The sequence below is a fragment of the Falsiroseomonas bella genome, assembly GCF_003173615.1.
Lineage (GTDB): Bacteria > Pseudomonadota > Alphaproteobacteria > Acetobacterales > Acetobacteraceae > Falsiroseomonas > Falsiroseomonas bella.
The window spans coordinates 855696-875697 of sequence record NZ_QGNA01000003.1 but is presented as its reverse complement, the minus strand read 5'-3'; the positions used below and the strand labels follow the sequence as shown (position 1 = coordinate 875697).

23 protein-coding genes are annotated in these 20002 nt (G+C 71.2%); 12 read left to right on the top strand and 11 right to left on the bottom strand.

Annotated features, from left to right (window positions below):
• The first annotated feature begins 45 nt into the window (after positions 1-45).
• Entirely contained in the window at positions 46-807 is a 762-nt protein-coding gene (locus tag DFH01_RS16730) for a cold-shock protein (protein ID WP_158287792.1), read from the top strand.
• 179 nt (positions 808-986) lie between these two features.
• Positions 987-1223, top strand: coding sequence for a hypothetical protein (locus DFH01_RS16725; protein ID WP_109871565.1), 237 nt, complete (start codon positions 987-989; stop codon positions 1221-1223).
• Between the two features lie 28 nt (positions 1224-1251).
• Here the strand turns inward: DFH01_RS16725 and DFH01_RS16720 are convergent, their stop codons facing one another.
• Positions 1252-1989 carry an aspartate/glutamate racemase family protein gene (locus DFH01_RS16720; protein WP_109871564.1) on the bottom strand — a complete coding sequence of 246 codons (738 nt, stop codon included), beginning with the start codon at positions 1987-1989 and terminating at the stop codon, positions 1252-1254.
• Between the two features lie 100 nt (positions 1990-2089).
• Between DFH01_RS16720 and DFH01_RS16715 the strand changes: the two genes are divergently transcribed.
• The gene (locus tag DFH01_RS16715; protein WP_109871563.1) at positions 2090-3082 is read left to right on the top strand and encodes a Bug family tripartite tricarboxylate transporter substrate binding protein; all 993 of its coding nucleotides are present in this window, start codon (positions 2090-2092) and stop codon (positions 3080-3082) included.
• A 37-nt stretch (positions 3083-3119) separates the two neighbouring features.
• Here the strand turns inward: DFH01_RS16715 and DFH01_RS16710 are convergent, their stop codons facing one another.
• The 6 genes from DFH01_RS16710 to DFH01_RS16685 are packed head-to-tail and all read right to left on the bottom strand — an operon-like array spanning position 3120 to position 9840.
• Positions 3120-4436, bottom strand: coding sequence for a TRAP transporter large permease (locus DFH01_RS16710; protein ID WP_109871562.1), 1317 nt, complete (start codon positions 4434-4436; stop codon positions 3120-3122).
• 3 nt (positions 4437-4439) lie between these two features.
• Positions 4440-4991, bottom strand: a complete 552-nt coding sequence (locus DFH01_RS16705) for a TRAP transporter small permease subunit (RefSeq protein ID WP_109871561.1) — start codon at positions 4989-4991, stop codon at positions 4440-4442.
• A 16-nt stretch (positions 4992-5007) separates the two neighbouring features.
• Positions 5008-6078: a C4-dicarboxylate TRAP transporter substrate-binding protein gene (locus DFH01_RS16700; protein WP_109871560.1), complete on the bottom strand. Its 1071-nt coding sequence runs from the start codon at positions 6076-6078 to the stop codon at positions 5008-5010.
• A gap of 23 nt (positions 6079-6101) precedes the next feature.
• Entirely contained in the window at positions 6102-8498 is a 2397-nt protein-coding gene (locus DFH01_RS16695; protein WP_109871559.1) for a xanthine dehydrogenase family protein molybdopterin-binding subunit, read from the bottom strand.
• On the bottom strand, positions 8495-8968 hold the full coding sequence (locus DFH01_RS16690; protein WP_109871558.1) for a (2Fe-2S)-binding protein: 474 nt from the start codon (positions 8966-8968) through the stop codon (positions 8495-8497). Before DFH01_RS16690 ends, DFH01_RS16695 begins: the two co-directional genes overlap by 4 nt.
• Positions 8965-9840, bottom strand: a complete 876-nt coding sequence (locus DFH01_RS16685; RefSeq protein ID WP_109871557.1) for an FAD binding domain-containing protein — start codon at positions 9838-9840, stop codon at positions 8965-8967. Before DFH01_RS16685 ends, DFH01_RS16690 begins: the two co-directional genes overlap by 4 nt.
• Positions 9841-9951: 111 nt before the next feature.
• Between DFH01_RS16685 and DFH01_RS16680 the strand changes: the two genes are divergently transcribed.
• On the top strand, positions 9952-10683 hold the full coding sequence (locus tag DFH01_RS16680) for a TetR/AcrR family transcriptional regulator (RefSeq protein WP_109871556.1): 732 nt from the start codon (positions 9952-9954) through the stop codon (positions 10681-10683).
• Between the two features lie 33 nt (positions 10684-10716).
• On the opposite strand, the gene DFH01_RS16675 is transcribed toward DFH01_RS16680, so the two are convergent.
• Both DFH01_RS16675 and rpsU read right to left on the bottom strand, forming a co-directional pair.
• A complete protein-coding gene (locus DFH01_RS16675; protein WP_109871555.1) occupies positions 10717-12018 on the bottom strand; it encodes an aspartate aminotransferase family protein in 1302 nt (433 codons plus the stop codon).
• A 213-nt stretch (positions 12019-12231) separates the two neighbouring features.
• Positions 12232-12435 (bottom strand): 30S ribosomal protein S21, encoded by a 204-nt coding sequence (rpsU, locus tag DFH01_RS16670; protein ID WP_007006360.1) that lies wholly within the window; start codon positions 12433-12435, stop codon positions 12232-12234.
• 189 nt (positions 12436-12624) lie between these two features.
• Here rpsU and def point away from each other — a divergent pair, with 189 nt between their 5' ends.
• The 7 genes from def (at position 12625) to DFH01_RS16635 (ending at position 17436) form a co-directional block, all read left to right on the top strand.
• Positions 12625-13143, top strand: a complete 519-nt coding sequence (def, locus tag DFH01_RS16665; protein ID WP_109871554.1) for a peptide deformylase — start codon at positions 12625-12627, stop codon at positions 13141-13143.
• On the top strand, positions 13140-13730 hold the full coding sequence (locus DFH01_RS16660) for a COQ9 family protein (protein ID WP_109871553.1): 591 nt from the start codon (positions 13140-13142) through the stop codon (positions 13728-13730). The genes def and DFH01_RS16660 overlap by 4 nt, the downstream gene beginning before the upstream one ends.
• A gap of 261 nt (positions 13731-13991) precedes the next feature.
• Positions 13992-14504 carry a hypothetical protein gene (locus DFH01_RS16655; protein WP_109871552.1) on the top strand — a complete coding sequence of 171 codons (513 nt, stop codon included), beginning with the start codon at positions 13992-13994 and terminating at the stop codon, positions 14502-14504.
• A gap of 10 nt (positions 14505-14514) precedes the next feature.
• Positions 14515-15222 carry an ATP12 family chaperone protein gene (locus DFH01_RS16650; RefSeq protein WP_109871551.1) on the top strand — a complete coding sequence of 236 codons (708 nt, stop codon included), beginning with the start codon at positions 14515-14517 and terminating at the stop codon, positions 15220-15222.
• Positions 15222-15497 carry an acylphosphatase gene (locus DFH01_RS16645; protein WP_109871550.1) on the top strand — a complete coding sequence of 92 codons (276 nt, stop codon included), beginning with the start codon at positions 15222-15224 and terminating at the stop codon, positions 15495-15497. Before DFH01_RS16650 ends, DFH01_RS16645 begins: the two co-directional genes overlap by 1 nt.
• Before the next feature lie 271 nt (positions 15498-15768).
• The gene (locus tag DFH01_RS16640; RefSeq protein ID WP_109871549.1) at positions 15769-17169 is read left to right on the top strand and encodes a DEAD/DEAH box helicase; all 1401 of its coding nucleotides are present in this window, start codon (positions 15769-15771) and stop codon (positions 17167-17169) included.
• Positions 17170-17253: 84 nt separating this feature from the next.
• Positions 17254-17436, top strand: a complete 183-nt coding sequence (locus DFH01_RS16635) for a hypothetical protein (RefSeq protein WP_109871548.1) — start codon at positions 17254-17256, stop codon at positions 17434-17436.
• Positions 17437-17440: 4 nt separating this feature from the next.
• Here DFH01_RS16635 and DFH01_RS16630 read toward each other — a convergent pair whose 3' ends face one another.
• Both DFH01_RS16630 and DFH01_RS16625 read right to left on the bottom strand, forming a co-directional pair.
• Complete coding sequence (locus DFH01_RS16630) at positions 17441-17815, bottom strand: group I truncated hemoglobin (protein WP_109871547.1); 375 nt, start codon at positions 17813-17815, stop codon at positions 17441-17443.
• A gap of 120 nt (positions 17816-17935) precedes the next feature.
• Positions 17936-18628, bottom strand: coding sequence for a winged helix-turn-helix transcriptional regulator (locus DFH01_RS16625; RefSeq protein WP_109871546.1), 693 nt, complete (start codon positions 18626-18628; stop codon positions 17936-17938).
• Between the two features lie 132 nt (positions 18629-18760).
• Between DFH01_RS16625 and DFH01_RS16620 the strand changes: the two genes are divergently transcribed.
• Complete coding sequence (locus tag DFH01_RS16620) at positions 18761-19921, top strand: acyl-CoA dehydrogenase family protein (protein WP_109871545.1); 1161 nt, start codon at positions 18761-18763, stop codon at positions 19919-19921.
• Positions 19922-20002: the final 81 nt, after the last annotated feature.

Genomic DNA, 20002 nt, shown 5'->3' with positions numbered 1-20002 from the left:
TGCATCGTGTCGGGTCGTGTCCTTCGTAACGGATTGATAACAGTCGTGCTTCCCGATAGCGAACAGGGTGATGGCGGCCCGATCGAGGCCGAGGTTAAGTGGTACAATGCTCGAAAGGGGTTCGGCTTCGTCCTCGGACCGGACGGGCAGGACGTCTTCTTCCACGCTTCCGCACTGACGGAAGCCGGCATCGAGCCGCCGGACACCGGCGACAAGCTGAACTGCGAGATCGGCGAGGACCGTCAGGGCCGTCGCCTGGTCACGCGGATCCACAGCCTCACCAAGGGCCCCGGCGGCGGCGATCGCCCGCGCGGCGGCTTTGGCGACCGTCCTCCCCGGCGCGACTTCGGTGGCGGCGGCGGCTTCGGCGACCGCCCCCCGCGGCGCGACTTCGGTGGCGGCGGCGGCTTCGGCGATCGCCCCCCGCGGCGTGACTTCGGCGGCGGCGGCGGTGGCTTCGGCGGCCCGCGCGGCGGCGGCTTCGGCGGCGGCGGTGGCGGCGGCTTCGGCGGCCCGCGCGGCGGCGGCTTCGGCGGCGGCGGTGGCGGCGGCTTCGGTGACCGTCCGCCCCGGCGCGACTTCGCCCGCGACGAGGGCGGCCCCACCTATGCCATCAGCGGCACGGTGAAGTGGTTCGACCAAGTCCGTGGCTTCGGCTTCGTCACGCCCGACGATGGCGGCCAGGACGTGTTCCTGCATTCCTCCGTGCTGCAGCGCGCCGGCAAGCAGGACGTGCAGCAGGGCGAGAAGGTCGCGCTCGACGTGCGTGACGGACAGCGCGGGCGGCAGGCGGTCAGCATCAAGTAGGCCGCAGCCCCGCAACCAGACTGAGGGCCCCGGTCGCTGCGCGGCCGGGGCTTTTTTCTGCCCGAGGGCGTTAACCACTTTCGGTGCCGCGCCGCCCGATCGGGCGATTCCGTTTACCCTTTCTTCACTCCCGCAATGTGACGAAGGCTGGGCGCCTCCCCGCGCGAAGGAGAGTCCCGATGCCGTCACCGCTGCCCTACCCGGTGCCCTGGTCCACGCCGCTCCGACCGCCCGGACTGGGCGACGCGCTGGACCCGCCGGGCGGCAGCAAGCCGCGCGTGGTCCCCTCCCTGATCCCAGCGGTCGCCGCCGTCGTCGCGATCGCCGCGGAGCGCACCCGTGCCAGCGGCGAACTCCACGCCCTGCGCGACGCCATCGAGGCGGTGCTGGACAAGGCGGCGCGGGAGGGGCGCTGACGCGGCCCGCCCGCGGTGACGCCTCGCGTCAGAACGCGCGCGGCCGCAGCCCGCCGTGGAACCAGCTCACCAGCGTGTAGATGTCGTACACCGGCAGCCCCAGCGCAGCCTGCAGCGCCGCGGCGTAGGGCGGCATGTTCGTGCATTCCAGCACGATCGCGCCGACCTCCGGGTGGCGCGAGACCAGCCGCCGCCCGGCCTCCAGGATGTCCTGCTCTGCCAGCGCGACATCCATGTCCTGCTTCTCGCCGCGGATCAGCACGCGGAAGAATTCGCGGCCATCCTCCGTGCCCTCCACCGGGACGTCGCGTGGCACGCCGGCGGCATCCAGATGCGCCGGCGTCAGGCTGCCGCGGCTGACCGTGATCACGCCAACGCGCCGCCCCGGCGGCAGCGTCGCCTGCACCCAGGGCACCTGCATCAAGGACGATGTCGCGACCGGCACCGCCACCGCCGCCGCCAGCTCCGCCTGGAACAGCGAGAGGAAGCCGCAATTGGTGGTGATCGCCTCCGCGCCGAGATCCACCAGATCCTGCGCCGCCGCGACGAAATCCGGCAGCAGCCCGCGCGCACCCTGCAGCACCACCTTCTCCGGGCTCGCGCCGCGCACCACGCGGAACAGCACGGGAAAGGGCCAGGTCGCCGCATTCCCCATGTCGCCCGGGATGCGCGGGAAGCGCGCCTCGAGCATCAGGATGCCGAGCGGCGCGCCATAGATGGATTTGCCGCCGCGCGCGATGCGCGGTGCCGGGGCTTGCTGCGTCATGCGCCAAGCCTAGCCGGTGATCGCCATTGCGGCGAAGGGGGTTGCCATGCCCGCCCGCACGCCTTCAAGTCGCCCGGCAAACATCGGGAGAAGACCGCAGATGAGACTGTCACGCCGCCTCCTGGCCCTGCCGTTCGCCGCGCTGCTCGGCGCGGCGCCCGCCGCCGCGCAGGCCCCGCAATGGCCGACGCGCCCGATCGAGATGGTGATCGGCTTCCCCAACAGCTCCGGCGTCGGCATCTATGCTCGCAAGCTGGCGGATCCGCTCGGCCGCGCGCTCGGCCAGGCGGTCGTGGTCAATCCGCGCACCGGCGCCGGCGGCAACGTCGCCTCCGACTTCGTCGCGAAGGCGCGGCCCGACGGCTACACGATCCTGTTCGGCACCGCGGGCACGCATGCGATCAACCAGGCGCTCTATCGCCGGCTGCCCTTCAACGTGCTGAACGACTTCACCGCCATCGCCCATCTCGGCGACGTGCCGAACATCCTGACCACCTCGATCGAGCATCGCCCGCAGTACCGGACCTGCATGGACGTCATCAACGACGCCCGCGCGCGGCCGGGCGCGCTGAACTACGGCAGCACCGGCAACGGCGCCTCCACCCACCTCGCCGCCGTGCGCTTCGCCAAGGCGGCGAATCTCGACATGGTGCATGTGCCCTTCGTCGGCCAGGCCGGCGTGGTCACCGCGCTGCTCGGCGGGCAGATCGACCTCTTCTTCAACCAGACCGGCCCGGCGATCCCGATGATCACCCAGGGTCAGGTGCGCGGCCATGCGGTGACCACCCGCGAGCGCATCCCGGCGCTGCCGAACGTGCCGACCGTGGCCGAGGCCTGCGGCCTGCCCGGCTTCGAGAGCACCACCTGGTACGGCATCTTCGGCCCGGCCAACCTGCCGCCCGCCATCACGCAGCGCCTGAGCGAGGAGATCGTGAAGATCATCTCCGCGCCCGAGTTCCGCACCTGGCTGATCCAGGACCAGGGCATCGACCCGCCGACCGTCACCACGCCCGCCGCCTTCCGCGCCGTGCAGGAACAGGACGTGGCGCGCTGGGCCGAGGTGGTGCGCGACGCCGGCGCGACCGTGGATTGATGCAGCCGCGGGCGCCGGCTTCCCGCCGGCGCCCCGCTCAGTTCACCAGCACCGTCGCCAACCCGGGCACCAGCGCGATCGCCACCAGCGCGAGCCCCATCACCGCCACATAGGGCAGCGCGCCCGCGAAGATCGTCTCGATGCCGACGCGCGGATCGGCCAGCGTCGCCTTCACCGTGAAGACCGAGATGCCGAAGGGCGGCGTCAGCAGCCCCATCTCCACCGCGATGATGACGATGATGCCGAAGTGGATCAGGTCGAAGCCCATCGCCGCGGCGATGGGCGCGCCGATCGGCACCATGATCAGCAGGATGGAGGTGCTGTCCAGGATCATCCCCATCAGCAGGATGATGATCACGAACACGGCGAGGAAGCCGTAGGGCCCGAGGCCCAGGTGCTCCACCATCTCGCCGATCGCCTGCGGCACGCCCGCCATGGACAGCATGCGCGAATAGAGCCCCGCCGCGATCAGCAGGAACAGGATCGAGGCGGAGACCAGCCCCGTCTCCTTCAGCACGCGCCAGAACCGCGGCCCGTCCAGGCGCCGGCGCACCACGGCAAGCACCAGCGCCCCGGCCGCGCCGACCGCACCCGCCTCGGTCGGCGTGAAGAAGCCCGTGTAGAGCCCGCCCAGGATCAGCGCCACCAGCGCCATGATCGGCACGGACTTCATCGCCATCTCGCCGCCCGCCATCGGGCGCTGGCTGAGCTCGGGCTGCGTTGCGCGGGTCATGATCCGCGACGGGAAGAAGGCGGCATAGACCCAGATCAGCACGGCGAAGCCGAGCGCGATCATCACGCCCGGTATCACGCCGGCGACGAACATCTTGCCGATCGAGACCTCGGCCAGCACGCCATAGACGATCATGAGAAGGGAAGGCGGGATCAGCATGCCGAGGATGGAGGACCCCGCCACCGTCCCGGCGGCGAAGCGCATCGTGTAGCCGTGGCGCACCATCTCGGGCACCGCGACCTTGGTGAAGACGGCCGCCGAGGCGATGGAAACGCCGGTGACGGCCGCGAAGACGGCGTTGGCGCCGACGGTCGCCATGCCGAGCCCGCCGCGTATGCGCCGCAGCAGCGCCTGCGCGACCTCGAAGGTGTCCTTGCCGATGTCGGAGACGCTGACCAGCAGCCCCATCAAAACGAACAGCGGGATGGTCGCGAAGATGTAGTCCTGGATGCCGGAATAGGTCGCCATGGCCGCGAAGCGGAAGGCGAGGTCGGGATTGTCGCGGATCAGCCAGACGCCGACCGCGCCGGTCGAGATCAGCGACACGCCGATCGGCAGGCCCAGCACGATCAGCGCGACCATCGCGCCGATCAGCGCGAAGCCGATGTTCACGTCGTCCATGGCTCAGCTCCGGCCGCCGAGAAGACGCCGCGCCTCGACGACGAACAGCGCGAGATAGGCGAGCGCGCCGGCGACGCCGCCGAGCACGATCAGCGCGCGGAACGGCCATGTCGGGACGGTGAAGATGCCCTGCACGCCGAAGAACTCCCGCGCGCCGAGCGAATTCCACACCCCAGGCCAGGCAGCCTGCGCGATGAAGCCCATGACGGCCGCGCCGAGCAGCAGGAACACGATCTCGATCAACCGCGCGAGGCCGGGGACGGAGCGGTGCAGGCGCTCGATCAGGAAGTCGGCGCGCGTCATGCGGCGGCCATAGATCGTCGCCCCGATCTGCAGGAAGACGATGCCGACGACGGAATGGGCGGCGATCTCCGCGACCCCGGTGATCGGCGCGTTGAGGAAGCTGCGCCCGATCACGTCGGCGCAGATCAGGCACATCAGCCCGAAGGTCCAGATCGTGCCGATCGCCGCCAGACCGTCGAGAAGCAGGCGGACCGGGTCGAAACCCTGCGGGGCGGCGGCGTCGAGCGCCGCCATGTCGATGTCATCGGCCATGGCGGCGCCGCTCGCGTCAGGAGGTCAGTTCGCGGTCCCAGTTGCGCCCGGGCGTCTGCCCGGCGCCGCGGATCGCCGCGAAATAGGCGTTCAGCACGTCGCGCGCGGCCGGGCCGGAGCTGTCGGCCCAGGTCTTCGCGAGGTTCGGCAGGCCGCGGATCCAGCGCTCGCGCTCGGCCGCGGGCAGCGTGGTGATGATCGCGCCCTTCTGCGCCATCTCCGACTTCGCATTGGCGATGCGGGCGGAGACGTCCTCGATGTGCTTCTCGGTGGAGATCTTGCCCGCCGCGACCATCGCATTGCGGACCGGCGCCGGCCAGCGTTCCATCCGCTGGCGGTTCGCGGCGATGCCGCCGACATACATCGCGCCGATGTCGCATTCGGTGACGTATTTCGCGACCTCGTACACGCGGGTCGGCAGGATGCCGACATAGAAGGACAGCGCGCCCTCGATCACGCCGGTCTGGATGTCCGTGTAGTACGTCGTCAGCGCGCCATCCACCGGCGTCGCGCCCGTGCCCTGCAGCCAGCCCGCGCTCGTGCCGGGCGCGGCGAGCTTGCGGTTTCGCAGGTCGTCCAGCGTGCGGATCGGGAAGTTCGACCAGATGTGGTAGGTGTCGGTGATGAAGGAGGAGAGCGGGATCATGTTCAGCCCGTTCCAGTTCTGGCGGATCGCCGGAACCGTCTCGTTCATCTGCTCGAAGGCGCGGGCCACGACGCCGTGGTCGCCGGTGGCGAAGGGCGTGAAGTAGGTCACGTTCTGCAGCGGCATCGTGCTGCCTTCCCACAGCGTGCCGACATAGCCGATGTCCGTGATGTTGTCGCGCACCGCCTCCATCGTGTCCTGGAAGCGATAGAGCGTGCCGCCATAGGCCTCGCGCCAGTTGATCCGGTGCGTGTTGCCGTTGTCGCGCAGGTGCTTCTCCACCTCCGGCTGGAACACGTTCTTCATGTTGGCGACCCAGTAGTTCGCGACCGGGTGGCTGGAGGCGATGGTGATGTTGAGCGCGGTCTGCGCGCGGCTCTCGATCGAGAACAGCGGCAGCGCGGCGGTGCCGGCCAGCAGGCCGCGGCGACGGATGGTCATGGTCGTTCGTCTCCCTGGATGCTTCAGATCTTCCCCAGTGCCTGCAGGATGCAGGCGGGGGTGAAGGGCTGTTCCGTCACGCGCGCGCCCAGCGGGCGCAGCGCGTCGTTGATCGCGTTCATCAGCGCGGCCGGCGCGCCGGCGGTGCCGGCCTCACCCGCGCCCTTGGCGCCGAGCAGGGATTCCCGCGTCGGCGTCTCCACATGGCCGACATGGATGTCCGGCATCTCGGCCGACATCGGCACGAGGTAGTCGGCCATCGTCGTCGTCAGCAGGTTGCCCTGCCCGTCATACACGCAATGCTCATAGAGCGCGCCGCCGAGCCCCTGCACGATCCCGCCGCGCACCTGCTCGTCCACCAGAAGCGGGTTGATCACCCGCCCGCAATCCTCGACGCACCAATGCTCCAGCACCGTCACCAGGCCGGTCTCGGCGTCCACCTCGGCCCAGCAGGCCTGGATGCCGTTGGTGAAGGCGAAGGGGTATTCCTTGGTGATGAAGTGCCGCGTCTGCACCAGCTCCCGCGGCAGGTCTTTTGGGAGCGTGTCGCCGCGGAAATAGAGGATGCGGCCGAGCTCGCCGAGCGGCATGCGTTCGCGGCCCGTGGCCTTGTCCACCACCTGGCCGAGCACGATGTCGAGGCTCTCCGGGGCCGCCTGCAGCATCGCGCCGGCGACGACCAGGATCTGCTGCTTCAGCGCGATTGCGGATTGCAGCGCCGCCTCGCCGCCGATGCCGGCGCCGCGGCAGGCCCAGGTGCCGCCGCCATAGGGCGTCGTCTGCGTGTCGCCCGTCACCACCTTCACCCGCTCCAGCGCCACGCCGACGCCATGCGCGACGATCTGGCGCAGGATGCCTTCCGTGCCCTGGCCCTGCTCCGTCACGCCGGAGAGCACCACCACCGAGCCATCGGGGTCCATCCGCACCGTCGCGCCGTCCTGCGCCGAGATGCGGGCGCCGCCGAGCCCGTACATGAAGGGCGAGGGGTTGGTCAGCTCGATGAAGCTCGCGAAGCCGAGGCCGCGATACACGCCCTTCTTCCGCTGCGCCTCCTGGTCGGCGCGGATCTTCGCGACCGGCACCATCGCCAGCAGCTTCTCCAGCGCGGCATGGTGCGACAGCCCCTCGAACCGCATGCCCGGCGGCGAGGTGTAGGGATAGGCGTCGTCGCGGATCAGGTTGCGCCGGCGGATCTCGATCGGGTCCATCCCGAGCGCCTCCGCGGCGAGGTCCACCAGCCCCTCCGTCACGGCCGTCGCGATGGGATGGCCCACGGCGCGATACTGGCAGGTCGGCGTCTTGTTCTGCAGCACCACCGTCGTCGTGCAGCGGTAGTTCGCGAAGTCGTAGGGCCCGCCGCAGAGGTTCACCACCTGGTTCCCCTCCACCGCGCTGGTGCGCGGATAGACGGAATAGGGCCCGATGCCCGTCAGGTCGTCGATGTCGAAGGCGAGGATCTTCCCCTCGGCATCCACCGCGATGCGGCCCTTCAGCCGGTGGTCGCGCGCATGGATGTCGCTGACGAAGCTCTCGAAGCGGTCGGCGACGAACTTCACCGGCCGGCCCATCACCTTGGCGATCGCGGCGACGGCCACCTCGTCCGGATAGACATGCACCTTGATGCCGAAGCTGCCGCCGACATCCTTGCAGATGACGCGGACCTGGCCTTCCTCCATCCGCAGCTGCTTCGCGAAGACGCCCTGCATCATGTGCGGCGCCTGCGTCGAATGGTGCGCGGTCAGCGTGCCATCGGCGCGGTTGTAGTCGGCGATGATGCTGCGCGGCTCCAGCGTGACGCCGGTATGCCGCCCGGTGACGAAGGTGGCCTCCACCACCTTGTGCGCGGCGGCCATCGCCGCCTCCACATCGCCCTTCGTCGCGGTGCGCGTGAAGACCAGGTTGTCGCCGAGCGCCGGATGGATCAGCACCGCGCCCGGCGCCAGCGCCGTCTCCATGTCGAGCTGCGCCGGCAGCGGCTCCCATTCCACCGCCAGCGCCGCGACGCCGTCCTCCGCCGCCGCGCGGCTCTCGGCGATCACGGCCACGACCGGCTCGCCCTGCCAGGTCGCGCGCTCCAGCGGCAGCGGGTGCTGCGGCGCCGACTTCATGCCCTTGAGGTGATCGAGCGTCGCCACCCAGGGATCGCAGACCTTCGCGAGATCGGCGCCCGTGAACACGCGCAGCACGCCCGGCACCGCCAGCGCCGCGGCGCTGTCCACCTTCACGATCCGCGCATGCGCGTGCGGGCTGCGCAGGAAGGCCGCATGCACCATGCGCGGCAGAGTCACGTCGTCCGTGTAGCTCGCCAGCCCCTGCACCAGCTTCGGCAGGTTCGGCCGCGGCACCGATCGGCCGATATAGGAATTCGGCAGGTCCTCGCGCGAGAGCCCGATGTTTTCGGGCGTCGGAATCTCGTTCATCGCCGGGACTCCAGGGTCTCCGCAACCGCGTCCACGATCGCCTGGTAGCCGGTGCAGCGGCAGTAATTGCCCGAGAGATGCTCACGGATCGCCGTGCGGTCCGCATCCTGGTGATGCCGCAGGATGTCCGCCGCCGCCATCACCATCCCGGGCGTGCAGAAGCCGCACTGCGCCGCGTTACGCGCGACGAAGGCGGCCTGGAGGTCGGCGACCTCGCCGCTCTCCGTCAGGCCCTCGATGGTCGTCACCTCGGCGCCGTCCAGGCTCGCCGCCAGCACCAGGCAGCCGCGCACGATCTCGTCATCCACCCGCACCGTGCAGGCGCCGCACACGCCGTGCTCGCAGCCCGCATGGCTGCCCGTCAGCCCGAGGTCGAGCCGCAGGAAGTCGATCAGGTGACGCCGCGGCTCCACGCTGCGCGACACGCGTTCCCCGTTCACCCGAAGGGTGATCTCCACGCGCTGGCTCATGCGGCGATCTCCGTCGCGGGCAGGAAGCGCTGCAGCGCGCGCGCGGTCAGCACGCGCGCGAGATGCAGCTTCATCGCGGGCGGCCCGTGCAGGTCCGCGGGCGGATCGAGGTCGCCCGCCAGCGCCGCCTGCGCCGCCGCGATGCTTTCGGCGCCCAGCGCGCGGCCTTCCAGCGCCGCGGCGGCACGCGCCGCGCTCACCGGCCCGTTGCCCACGCCGAAATAGACCAGCCGCGGCGCCGACACGCGCATCCCCGTATCGAGCGAAAGCGCCACCGCCAGCCCCGCCATCGCATAGTCGCCGCTGCGCCGCGCCACCTCCACGATGGCGCTGCGGCGCGAGGCATCCGGCAGCGGCACCTCGATCGCGGCGATCAGCTCGCCCGGCTCCAGCGCGGTCTGCAGCAGCCCGGTGAAGAAGTCGCGCGTCGCCACGCGCCGCTCGCCACGTGCCGAAACCAGCACCAGCGTCGCATCCAGCGCCACCACGCAGGAAGGCAGTTCCGCCGCCGGGTCGGCATAGGCAAGGCTGCCGCCGATCGTGCCGCGGTTGCGGATCGCGGGATGCGCGATGAAGGGCACCGCCTCGGCCAGCAGCTTTGCATGCTGCGCGACGAGCGGATCGCGCCCGAGCTCCGCATGGCGCGTCAGCGCACCGATGCGCAGCCGCCCGCCCTGTACGGAAATGCCGCGCAGCGCGGCGATGCGCGTGATGTCCACCAGCACATCGGGTTCGGAAAGCCGGAAGGCCAGAGTCGCCAGCAGCGTCTGCCCGCCGGCCAGCACCCGCGCGCCCTCGCCATGCTGCGCCTGCAGCCGCCACACCTCGTCCAGCGTCGAGGCCCGCACATAGGCGAAGGCCGGCCATTTCATGGGCGGTGTCCCCCCTGTCCATGCCCCGTCCGATGCGGGTGCGTTCCTTGTTGATCATCTGATCAGCAAAAACTAAACCGCTGTCAAGCAAGCCCGCGCACGCAGCGCGGGATGAGGGAGGATACAGTGGACGGCAGCGTGCGACCGGCACGAAGGCTCGATCCGGAGGCGCGGCGCGAGCAGATCGTCGCCGCCGCGGTCTGCTACTTCGCGGAGGTCGGCCTCGGCGGCACCACGCGCGACCTGGCGCGCCGCGCCGGCATCACCCAGGCGCTGCTCTACCGCTACTTCGCCAGCAAGGACGAGCTGGTCGAGGCGGTCTACCAGCGCATCTTCCTCGGCCGGCTGAAGCCGCACTGGGCGAACGAGCTGCGCGACCGCAGCGTGCCGATCGAGAGCCGCATGCTGCGCTTCTACCGCGACTACGCCACCATCTTCACCTATGAGTGGATCCGCATCTTCATGTGGGCCGGCCTGGCGGGCCAGAAGCTGAACCAGCGCTACATGGGCCGCGTCACGACGCAGCTGCTGGGGCCGCTGCGCGAGGAGATCGCCGCCGATGGCCGATACCGCGCGCCGGCCATGGAGGAGCTCTGGGCGCTGCATGGCGGCGTCGTCTATCTCGGCATCCGCCGCCACATCTACCGCCTGCCGACGCCGGAGGATGACGGCCCGGTGGTGGAGGCGAATGTCGCCCGCTTCCTCGCGGGGCTTCTGTCGAAGAAGACCCCGCCGGATCCTATAAGGCGAGACATGCGGCCCGCGGAGCGGGCCGAGGCGCCGAACGGCGCCCGCCGCAAGTGCGGCGCAGCCAAGCGCGCGGAGGCGCGCGCCGGCGATTGAGGGCGGATCGGGCACGATCCGCACGCACCAGCATCAACGCCCTGGCAGCGTCCGTAGTGCGCGCCCGAAGGCCTCCAGCGTCTGCTCCACGTCGCGATCCTCATGCGCGACAGAGACGTAGAACTTGCTCTCGCCCTTCATGATGCCGCCCTCGCGCAGCACGCGGTTCACATGCGCCTGCACGGCGCGGTCTGCGCGCAGCGTGGCGCGGTAATCGGCGATCGCGCCATCCGCATAGACCACGTCGAACAGCGGCGGCTCGCCGACGATCTGCGCCGGAAGGCCGGCGCGCGCGATCCGCTCCTCCATCCCTTGCATCAGCGCGCGGCCGGTCGCGAAGGCGCGTTCGTACGTCCCGGGGCGGCGCAGGATTTCCAGCGTCTTCAAACCCGCCACCGCGGCCACCGGATTGCCGCTGAGCGTGCCGATCTGTATCAGGAACCCGTCGTCGCCGACCAGCGCGCGGTCGAAATGCGCCATGATCGCCGCGCGCCCCGCCACCGCCGCCAGCGGAAACCCGCCGCCGATGATCTTTCCCAATGTGCAGAGGTCGGGGGTCACGCCGTAGTAGCTCTGCGCGCCGCCATAGGCGAAGCGGAAGCCCGTCACCACCTCGTCGAAGATCAGCACGATCCCATGCGCGTCGCAGAGGTCGCGCAGTCCCTGCAGGAATCCCGGCGCGGGCGGGATCAGGCGCTGCAGCGGCTCCACGATGATGCCGGCGATCTCCGCCGCATGCGCCTCCACCAGGCGCGTCACGGCGTCCAGGTCGTTGAAGGGCGCGACCAGCACCTCCTCCTGCACGCTGCGCGGAATCCCGGCGGAATCGGGCACGGGGCGCGGGAAGTTCGCCAGCACCTTGGGCGCCAGGCTCATCAGCCCGTAGTCGCTCATGCCGTGGTAGCCGCCCTCGAATTTCAGGATGCGCTCGCGCCCGGTGAAGGCGCGCGCCAGGCGCATCGCATAGAGGTCGGCCTCGGTGCCCGATCCCGTGTAGCGCACCTGCTCCGCGCAAGGCATCGCCTCGACGATCGCCTCGGCCAGCGCGATGCCGTGCTCGTTGTTGGCGAAGAAGGTGGTGCCGCGCGCAAGCTGCTCCCGCACGGCCTCCAGCACCTCGGGGTGGCCATGCCCCAGGAACATCGGCCCGGAGCCCAGCAGGAAGTCCACGTATTCGCGGCCTGCAACGTCCCACACGCGGCCGCCGCGGCCTTCGCGCAGGATCACCTCGGGCGCGAAGTTGCCGAATCCGCCGCCGGGCAGCACCCGCTTCGCGCGGCCGAAGAGGGCCGCTTCGTCGCTTGTGGCCTCCGTGGTCGTGGAAAGCCCGTCCATAGCCTGTCCTCCGCTGCCGCGCGGATCACACGACGCAGCAGAGCGGGGGGCAAGGCCTGTACGCAGGAGGATCGGGCGCCCTGCGGACGCCTCAGGCGTCCGAGGCGCCGAATGGCGCCCGCCGGCAGTCCGGCGAGCCAAGGCCGCGGAGCGGCCGCCCGGCGCTTGAGGGCACGAAAAACGAACAGCGGCCATTGAAAATGGCCGCTGTGCTCAGAAGCCCTCGCGCTCCAGGCGCTTGCGCTCCACCTTGCGGGCGCGGCGCACGGCCTCGGCGGCCTCGCGGGCGCGGCGCTCGGACGGCTTCTCGTAGTGACGACGGAGCTTCATCTCACGGAACACGCCCTCACGCTGCAGCTTCTTCTTCAGCGCCTTCAGGGCCTGGTCGATGTTGTTGTCGCGAACGACGACCTGCACGCGGCTCAACCTCCTGGTTGGTGTTGACGAATCGATGGATAGGCAAAAACGGGGCAGCCCCGGCTCGGTCCCGAGGCCCCCCGACACAAGAGGCGCGCTCCTTAGCATGTGTCCGCCCCCCGAAGGAAGGCCCTCCCGCAGACGCCGCGGCGCATTACCTTGGCAGGAACAACGCCGGATCACGCGCCGATGGCCATCCTGAAGATCGCCCGAATGGGCCATCCCGTCCTGCTGCGCCGGGCCGACCCGGTCGCGGACCCCACGGATCCCGAGATCCACCGCCTCGTTGCGGACATGGCCGAGACAATGGAGGATGCCGGCGGCATCGGCCTCGCCGCCCCGCAGGTGCATGTTCCGCTGCGGCTTTTCGTCTGGCGCGGCGGCGCGGGGAACGTCATCGCCCTGATCAACCCCGAGATCGAGAAGGTGGGCGAGGAGACCGAATCGGCCTGGGAGGGATGCCTCTCCATCCCCGGCCTGCGCGGCAGCGTCCCGCGCGCCGCCCGCATCCGCTTCCGCGGCGTGGATATCGCGGGGAAGCCGGTGGAGGGGGAGGCCGCGGGCCTCGCCGCGCGGGTGATGCAGCACGAATACGATCACCTGGACGGCATCCTCTACCCGATGCGCATGACAGATTTCTCGCTGTTCGGCTTCACGGACGAATTGTCGCGCGCCGCCGCCCGCGCCGGGGAAGGGGAGAAGGCATGATCGAGCGCAGCGAGGAGCGCGATTCGGCCATCCGCGCCGCCCTGGCGCATGTGCCGGCGCTGGGCTGGACCCGCGCGGCGCTGGAGGCCGGGCTCAGGGATCTCGGCCGCGACCCGCTGGAGGTGGAGTGGCTCTTCCCCCGCGGTGCCATCGAGGCGGTGGAGGCCTGGTGCGACCTGGCCGATCGCGAGATGGAGGCCGCCGCGGCGGCCGAGGACCTCGCGCATCTCAAGATCCCCGCCCGCATCCGGCGCGTGGTCGAGCTGCGACTCGAACAGGCGGAGCCGCACCGGGAGGCCGTCCGCCGCGCACTCGCGCTGCAGTCGCTGCCCTGGAACGTCGCCTCCGCCATCCGCACGGTTGGGCGGACCGCCGATTCGATGTGGGCCGCGGCCGGCGACACCTCGGCCGACCTGTCCTGGTATACGCGCCGCGCGACCCTGGCCGGCGTCTATGGCGCGACCCTCGCCTTCTGGCTGCAGGACGACGAGCCGGGCTTCCCGGCGACCCGCGCCTTCCTCGAGCGGCGCCTCGCCGATCTCGGCCGCATCATGCGGCCGCGGCGCGGCGCGAAACGGGCCGCCTGACCGCGCGTTGCTGCCGGGCAACGACCCGGAGGCTTCCCATGCGCGGCATACTTCTATGGCTGGTCGGCATCCCGATCCCGATCATCATCCTGCTATACTTGTTTGGGGTGCTATGAAGACTCTCGCACTCGCCCGCTGGCTGGAGTAGGCAATAGGCGCTTCGCGACGCCGCGGGGGCCGGGGGGCCCCGGGCCCGGCCTTCCGCCGGGCATAGGCGCGCCCCAGGGGAGATCACCGCCCATGCGCCAGGGAAATCGCCGCATGACCAGTTTCCGACTGCTGCTCGGCGGCCTTGCCGCCGTGATCGCCGGGCCCGCGATCGCGCAATCCTGCGTGCAGAGCGCCGAGCGCACCGCCTTCGACGTCCGCGCGCTGCAGAGCCAGCTGATGGTCGCGGCGCTCGCCTGCAACAAGGACGGCGAGTACAACGCCTTCGTCCGCAAGTTCCAGCGCGACCTCGCCGCGTCCTACCACGGCATGGCGGGCCATTTCCGCCGCACCGCCGGCGGCGCCCACCAGCGCGAGCTCGACGGCTTCATCACCCAGCTCGCCAACGCGCAGTCGCAGGACGGGATCCGCGCCGGCTCGCACTACTGCCCGCTGGTCACGCCGCTGTTCCAGGTCGCGCTCAACGCCCGCGACGTCGAGGAGCTGGCGCGCATCTCGGAGGAGCGGAACGTGCTCAACCCGCTGAACGCGCCGACCTGCACGACCAGCGCGCCGCCGGCCACGCGCCGCGCCGCCACGACCCGCACGGCCGCCCGGTCCCGCTGACGCGCTGCCGATGAAGCGCTTCTGGGACGCGGCGGCCATCGCCGAATCCGGGGGGCGCTTCACGGTCTCGCTCGATGCGCGCCCGGTCCGTCTGCCGGGCGGCACGCCGCTCACCGTCGCCTCGCGCCCGTTGGCGGAGGCGATCGCGGCCGAATGGAACGCGGCCGCCGGCGGCCGGAAGGAAAGCCCCTTCACGCCGGAGGAGGTGCCGCTCACCCGCCTGGTCGGCACCGCCGCCGAGCGCATTGCGCCCGACCCCGCCGCGACGGTCGGTGCGCTGGCGAAATACGGCGAGACGGACCTGCTCTGCTACCGCGCGGATGATCGTCGCCTCGCCGAGCGGCAGGCCGCCGAATGGGACCCGTTGCTCGACTGGGCGACGCTGACGCTGGATGCGCCGCTGCGCGTCACCGCCGGCGTGATGCCGGTGGCGCAGGACCCGCAGGCCCTCTCCGCCCTTCGCCGCGCCATTGAGTCCTATCCGGCGCTGGAGATCGCGGCGCTGGGCGTCGCCGTACCCGCGCTCGGCTCCCTCGTGCTGGGCCTGGCGCTGGCTGCCGGCCGCCTGGATGCCGAGGCCGCCCACCGCCTCGCCACGCTGGACGAGCGGTTCCAGGAGGAATTCTGGGGCCTCGACGCCGAGGCCGAGCAGCGCCGCACCCGCCTCGCCGCGGAGGTCTCGCTCGCCGCCCGGCTGATCGCCCTGGCCCGCGGCTGATGCCGGCGCGCCTGCTCCGCATCGAGGGGCGGGTGCAGGGCGTCGGCTATCGCGACTGGCTATGCCGCGAAGCGGCGCGCCTCGGCCTGCATGGCTGGGTGCGGAACCGGCCCGATGGCAGCGTGCAGGCCCTGGTGGAGGGGGAGGAGGGTGCGGTGCGCGCCCTGCTCACCGCCTGCCGCCGCGGCCCGGTTCTGGCCCGCGTGGACCGCATCGAGGAACGCCTGGCCGAGCCCCCCGGGGAACCCGGCTTCCACCGCCGCCCGACAGGGTGACGGGCGACCGCCCCCAGGCTTTCGCGCGTTTTCCCTTGTTCCGTCACCCTTCCTGCCCTATCTAACCCTCGTCAGCGGGGACATCCCGCCGCGCCCGGTTGCGTGATCGGACCCCTCCGCGGGCCCGGACCAGGGCGCACCAGTCACGGGCTTCCGCCTTTCGCCGAAGCCGGCTTCGACACTTCTCTGGCGCGCTCGCAGCACGCGGGGCGCACCGCACCCACCGCCCGCAGGCTTCGCGCGGCGGCATGAGCGGATTCGATTTCTCTCCATGTCCTTCGACACTCTCGGTCTTGACGGCCGCATCCTCCAGGCACTCGCCGAGGAGGGCTACACCACTCCCACCCCGATCCAGGCCCAGTCCATCCCGGCGATTCTCGCCGGGCGCGACCTGCTCGGCATCGCCCAGACGGGCACCGGCAAGACGGCCGCCTTCGGCCTGCCCCTGTTGCACCGCCTGGCCCAGGGCGGCGCGCGCCCGCCGCGCGGCGGCTGCCGCGCCCTGATCCTCTCCCCCACGCGCGAGCTCGCCAGCCAGATCGCCGACAGCCTCAAGGCCTATGGCCGCCATCTCGGCCTCTCGGTCGCGGTGGTGTTCGGCGGCGTCGGCTACGGCCCGCAGCGCAGCGCGCTGGCGCGCGGCATCGACATCCTCGTCGCCACCCCGGGCCGGCTGCAGGACCATCTCGACCAGGGCACCGCGCGGCTCGACCGCGTGGAGGCGCTGGTCCTGGATGAGGCCGACCAGATGCTCGACAAGGGGTTCTGGGCCGCCATCCGCCGCATCCTCCCGGTGCTGCCGAAGCAGCGCCAGACGCTGTTCTTCTCCGCCACCATGCCCGCCGAGGTCGCCAAGCTCGCGCATGAGATCCTGCGCGACCCGGTGCGCGTGGAAGTGACGCCCGTCGCCACCACCGCCGAGAAGGTCGAGCAGAAGCTCATCCTGGTCGAGCAGGGCGGCAAGCGCGGCGTGCTGGCCGAACTGCTGCGCGCCGATGGCGTCGGCCGTGCGCTCGTCTTCGCGCGCACCAAGCACGGCGCCGACAAGGTGGTGAAGAACCTGGCCGCCGACGGCATCGCCGCCAACGCGATCCACGGCAACAAGAGCCAGCCGCAGCGCGAGCGCGCACTGGCGGAGTTCCGCACCGGCACCGCCCCCGTCCTCGTCGCCACGGACATCGCCGCGCGCGGCATCGACGTGGACGGCGTGACGCATGTCATCCAGCACGACATGCCGGACACCGCGGAAGCCTATGTGCACCGCATCGGCCGCACGGCGCGCGCGGGTGCGAGCGGCATCGCGATCGCGCTGTGCAGCCCGGACGAGCGCGAGAAGCTCTGGCAGGTCGAGAAGCTGATCCGCCAGGAGATCCCGCGCGAGGATCGCCGCCAGGACGTCTCGGCGCCGATGCACCGCACCGCCGGCCGCCCCGACGCGGTGAAGCCCGCCGGCGGCGGCCGCGGCCGTCCGCAGCAGCAGCAGCGGCGCCCGCAGCAGGGCCAGGCCCAGCGCCGCGACGGCCACGCGCCGAAGCCTCAGGCCCGCGGTGGTGACGCCCCGCAGCGCCGCCCCGCCGCCGTCGCCCAGCCGGACCGCAAGGACCGGAGCTGGCGCGAGGCCGATTTCCGCGACGGCGGCAGCGCCCCGGCCTTCCTCCGCCGCGGACGCTGAACGCAGGGATCGGGGGCGCTGCCCCCGAAACCCCCGCCGGGGACGATGATCGTCCCCGGGCCCCTCCATCCGTCAGAACACCCCATGCGCGAAACCGTCCTGGCGAAAGGCGAGCTCGCCACCATCGTCATCGTCACCACCGACGCCGGCACCGAGGTGCTGGACGGCGAGGACGAGCTCCTCGAATCCCACCCCGAGGACCGCCACGCGGAAATCCTCGCGCGCTACCTCGCCGAGGGCTGGGAGATCGAGGAAGACGGCCCCTGAGCCGTCACACGCGCAGGATCTCGCCCTTCAGCGAATAGGCGATCGCCAGAACGTCCTTCCGCGTCTGCTCGTCCACGCCGTGCTTCGTCAGCACGCCGAGGATGTCGTCCATCGCGGCCATGTACTCCTCGGCGCCGATGTTCATCCCGCGATGCGCGCCGACCATGCCCTTGCCGTCGTACTGCTCCGGCCCGCCGCTTCCCATGCCGAGGAAGTCGCGCAGATGCCGCTTCACCGCGGCCAGGCGCTCCGGCTGCTCGCGATAGGGCAGGAAGCGCGCCTGGATGAGCGGATTGGCCATGTGCGCCTCGACGATGTCGTCCACCAGGTGGCCGATCCCCGATGCGCCGCCCAGCCGTTCATACATGCTCGTGCCCATTGCTGCCTCCACGCCGCGTGGCGCGCCCCGGGCGTGTTGCCGGGGCGGGCGGGGCCGGTCCGGTCCCGCGGCGCGGAGCCTGCGCGCCCGCGTCGCTCAGCCTCCAGTTCAGGATCTGAACTACGCGACCTTCCGAGTCTCTCCTGCAAACGGGCTGAGCCCCAGCCATTGCTCGATGCTGCGCGCCAGCATGGCGTCGCCCAGCAGTTCCAGTTGCTTCGCCGCGACCTCCCGCCCCACCGTCGTCAGCCCCATCCAGATCGCCGTCAGCGCGCGCAGCGAGCCCACGACATAGAGGTCCACCTCGAACCCCGGATCCACCGAGCACAGATCCACCGCGCCGCCATTCACCACCAGCCACCAATGCCGCCGGTTCTCCGCGAGCTCTGGATACTGGAAGGCGATGGTGCAGCGCCGCGGCGGCATCGGCTCCACCCGCAGGTTCCGCCGCATGTCCCACATCAGCAGCGAGGGATCGAGGTTCTTCAGCGACAGCTGGCTCTCGATCCAGCGCTGCCCCCAGAACCCCATCCCCATCACGATCGGCCGCAACTCCTCCCCGGCGGGCGAGAGTCGATACTCCACCACCCCGCGCTCCCCCGGCGCCGCCACCACGACCCCGGCCGCCTCCAGCTCCTTCAGCCGCTTCGACAGCAGGGCAGGGGACATGCGCGGCACCCCGCGCCGCAACTCGTTGAAGCGCGTGGAGCCCGCCAGCATCTCCCGCAGCACCAGCACGGTCCAGCGCGAGCAGAGCACCTCCGCCGCCATCGCCACCGGACAGAACTGCCCGTAGCTGCCCTTGTCCTCCATGGCCCGTCTCCCCGTGTTGCGCAGCATCCTACCAGTGCCGGACCGCCCGGCGGCAGTTCATTTCCTGAACTGGATTCGGAAGGCCCCGACACGTGATGCTCCCCTGGCCAGAAAGGCACGGGAGCAACCGCCATGAACGTCATCGCCACGCCGGCCAAGCCTGACGCGATCCTGACCGAAGGCCCGATCGCCGAGCGCGCCCACCGCCTGGTCCCCCACCTCGCCGCCGGCGCCGCCGAGGCCGACGCGCAGGACCGCTTCGTCGCCGAGAACTACGCGTTGCTGAAGCAGGCCGGCCTGGTCGAGGCCGGCGTCCCCACCGAGCTGGGCGGCGCCGGCGCCGGCGTGCGGGAGCTGGCGGAGATGCTGCGCATCCTCGCGCATGGCTGCTCCTCCACCGCGCTCGCCTTCTCCATGCACACCCACCAGGTCGCGGTGCCGGCCTGGCGCTGGCGCCACCAGAAGCTCGCCGCGATGGAGCCGCTGCTGAAGCGCATCGCCGCGGAGCGCATCATCCTGCTCTCCTCCGGCGGCTCCGACTGGCTGCCCGGCTCCGGCAAGGCCGAGCGCGTCGAGGGCGGCTACCGCATCACCGCCCGCAAGGTCTTTTCGTCAGGCGCCCCGCTGGGCGACCTGATGATGACCGGCGCCGTGCTGCATGAGGACGGCGCCGACCACGTGCTGCACTTCGCCGTCAACATGAAGGCGCCGGAGGTGAAGGTGCTGGACACCTGGCGGGCGCTGGGGATGCGCGGCACCGGCTCGCACGACGTCGCGATCGAGGGCCTCTTCATTCCCGATGCCGGCGTCGCGCTGAAGCGCCCGGCGGGCCAGTGGCACCCGCTGTTCCACATCATCGCCACCATCGCCTTCCCGCTGGTCTACGCCGTCTATCTCGGCGTCGCCGAGCAGGCCCGCGACCTGGCCGTGACGCTGGCGAAGCGCCGCGTGCCGACCGAGGACGTCCTCCACCTCGCCGGCCGCATGGACACGTCCCTGCGCGCCGCGCGCCTCGCCCATGACTGGATGCTGCAGACCGCCGAGCGCAACGCGCCAAGCGCCGACAGCATCAACGACGTGATGACCGGCAAGGCCCTCGTCACCGAGCACGCCATCCGCACCGTGGAACTCGCGCTCGAACTGTCCGGCGGCGCCGGCTTCCACCGCGCCGCCGGCCTGGAGCGCCTGTTCCGCGACATCCAGGGCGCCCGCTACCACCCGCTCCAGGCCGGCCCGCAGGCGCGCTACGCCGGCGCGATGGCGTTGGGGGCGCCGGTGGACCGGATCTTCTGAAGGGCGGGGGCGCTGCCCCCGAACCCCCGCCGGGGACGATGATCGTCCCCGGACCCCTCCATCCGCCTATGGACCTTCAAC

Excerpts from the sequence above, each read along its gene's own strand:
- DFH01_RS16725 (WP_109871565.1), top strand. The coding sequence starts at position 987 with ATGCCGTCACCGCTGCCCTACCCGGTGCCCTGGTCCACGCCGCTCCGA.
- DFH01_RS16720 (WP_109871564.1), bottom strand. The coding sequence starts at position 1,989 with ATGACGCAGCAAGCCCCGGCACCGCGCATCGCGCGCGGCGGCAAATCC.
- DFH01_RS16715 (WP_109871563.1), top strand. The coding sequence starts at position 2,090 with ATGAGACTGTCACGCCGCCTCCTGGCCCTGCCGTTCGCCGCGCTGCTC.
- DFH01_RS16710 (WP_109871562.1), bottom strand. The coding sequence starts at position 4,436 with ATGGACGACGTGAACATCGGCTTCGCGCTGATCGGCGCGATGGTCGCG.
- DFH01_RS16705 (WP_109871561.1), bottom strand. The coding sequence starts at position 4,991 with ATGGCCGATGACATCGACATGGCGGCGCTCGACGCCGCCGCCCCGCAG.
- DFH01_RS16700 (WP_109871560.1), bottom strand. The coding sequence starts at position 6,078 with ATGACCATCCGTCGCCGCGGCCTGCTGGCCGGCACCGCCGCGCTGCCG.
- DFH01_RS16695 (WP_109871559.1), bottom strand. The coding sequence starts at position 8,498 with ATGAACGAGATTCCGACGCCCGAAAACATCGGGCTCTCGCGCGAGGAC.
- DFH01_RS16690 (WP_109871558.1), bottom strand. The coding sequence starts at position 8,968 with ATGAGCCAGCGCGTGGAGATCACCCTTCGGGTGAACGGGGAACGCGTG.
- DFH01_RS16685 (WP_109871557.1), bottom strand. The coding sequence starts at position 9,840 with ATGAAATGGCCGGCCTTCGCCTATGTGCGGGCCTCGACGCTGGACGAG.
- DFH01_RS16680 (WP_109871556.1), top strand. The coding sequence starts at position 9,952 with ATGAGGGAGGATACAGTGGACGGCAGCGTGCGACCGGCACGAAGGCTC.
- DFH01_RS16675 (WP_109871555.1), bottom strand. The coding sequence starts at position 12,018 with ATGGACGGGCTTTCCACGACCACGGAGGCCACAAGCGACGAAGCGGCC.
- def (WP_109871554.1), top strand. The coding sequence starts at position 12,625 with ATGGCCATCCTGAAGATCGCCCGAATGGGCCATCCCGTCCTGCTGCGC.
- DFH01_RS16660 (WP_109871553.1), top strand. The coding sequence starts at position 13,140 with ATGATCGAGCGCAGCGAGGAGCGCGATTCGGCCATCCGCGCCGCCCTG.
- DFH01_RS16655 (WP_109871552.1), top strand. The coding sequence starts at position 13,992 with ATGACCAGTTTCCGACTGCTGCTCGGCGGCCTTGCCGCCGTGATCGCC.
- DFH01_RS16650 (WP_109871551.1), top strand. The coding sequence starts at position 14,515 with ATGAAGCGCTTCTGGGACGCGGCGGCCATCGCCGAATCCGGGGGGCGC.
- DFH01_RS16645 (WP_109871550.1), top strand. The coding sequence starts at position 15,222 with ATGCCGGCGCGCCTGCTCCGCATCGAGGGGCGGGTGCAGGGCGTCGGC.
- DFH01_RS16640 (WP_109871549.1), top strand. The coding sequence starts at position 15,769 with ATGTCCTTCGACACTCTCGGTCTTGACGGCCGCATCCTCCAGGCACTC.
- DFH01_RS16635 (WP_109871548.1), top strand. The coding sequence starts at position 17,254 with ATGCGCGAAACCGTCCTGGCGAAAGGCGAGCTCGCCACCATCGTCATC.
- DFH01_RS16630 (WP_109871547.1), bottom strand. The coding sequence starts at position 17,815 with ATGGGCACGAGCATGTATGAACGGCTGGGCGGCGCATCGGGGATCGGC.
- DFH01_RS16625 (WP_109871546.1), bottom strand. The coding sequence starts at position 18,628 with ATGGAGGACAAGGGCAGCTACGGGCAGTTCTGTCCGGTGGCGATGGCG.
- DFH01_RS16620 (WP_109871545.1), top strand. The coding sequence starts at position 18,761 with ATGAACGTCATCGCCACGCCGGCCAAGCCTGACGCGATCCTGACCGAA.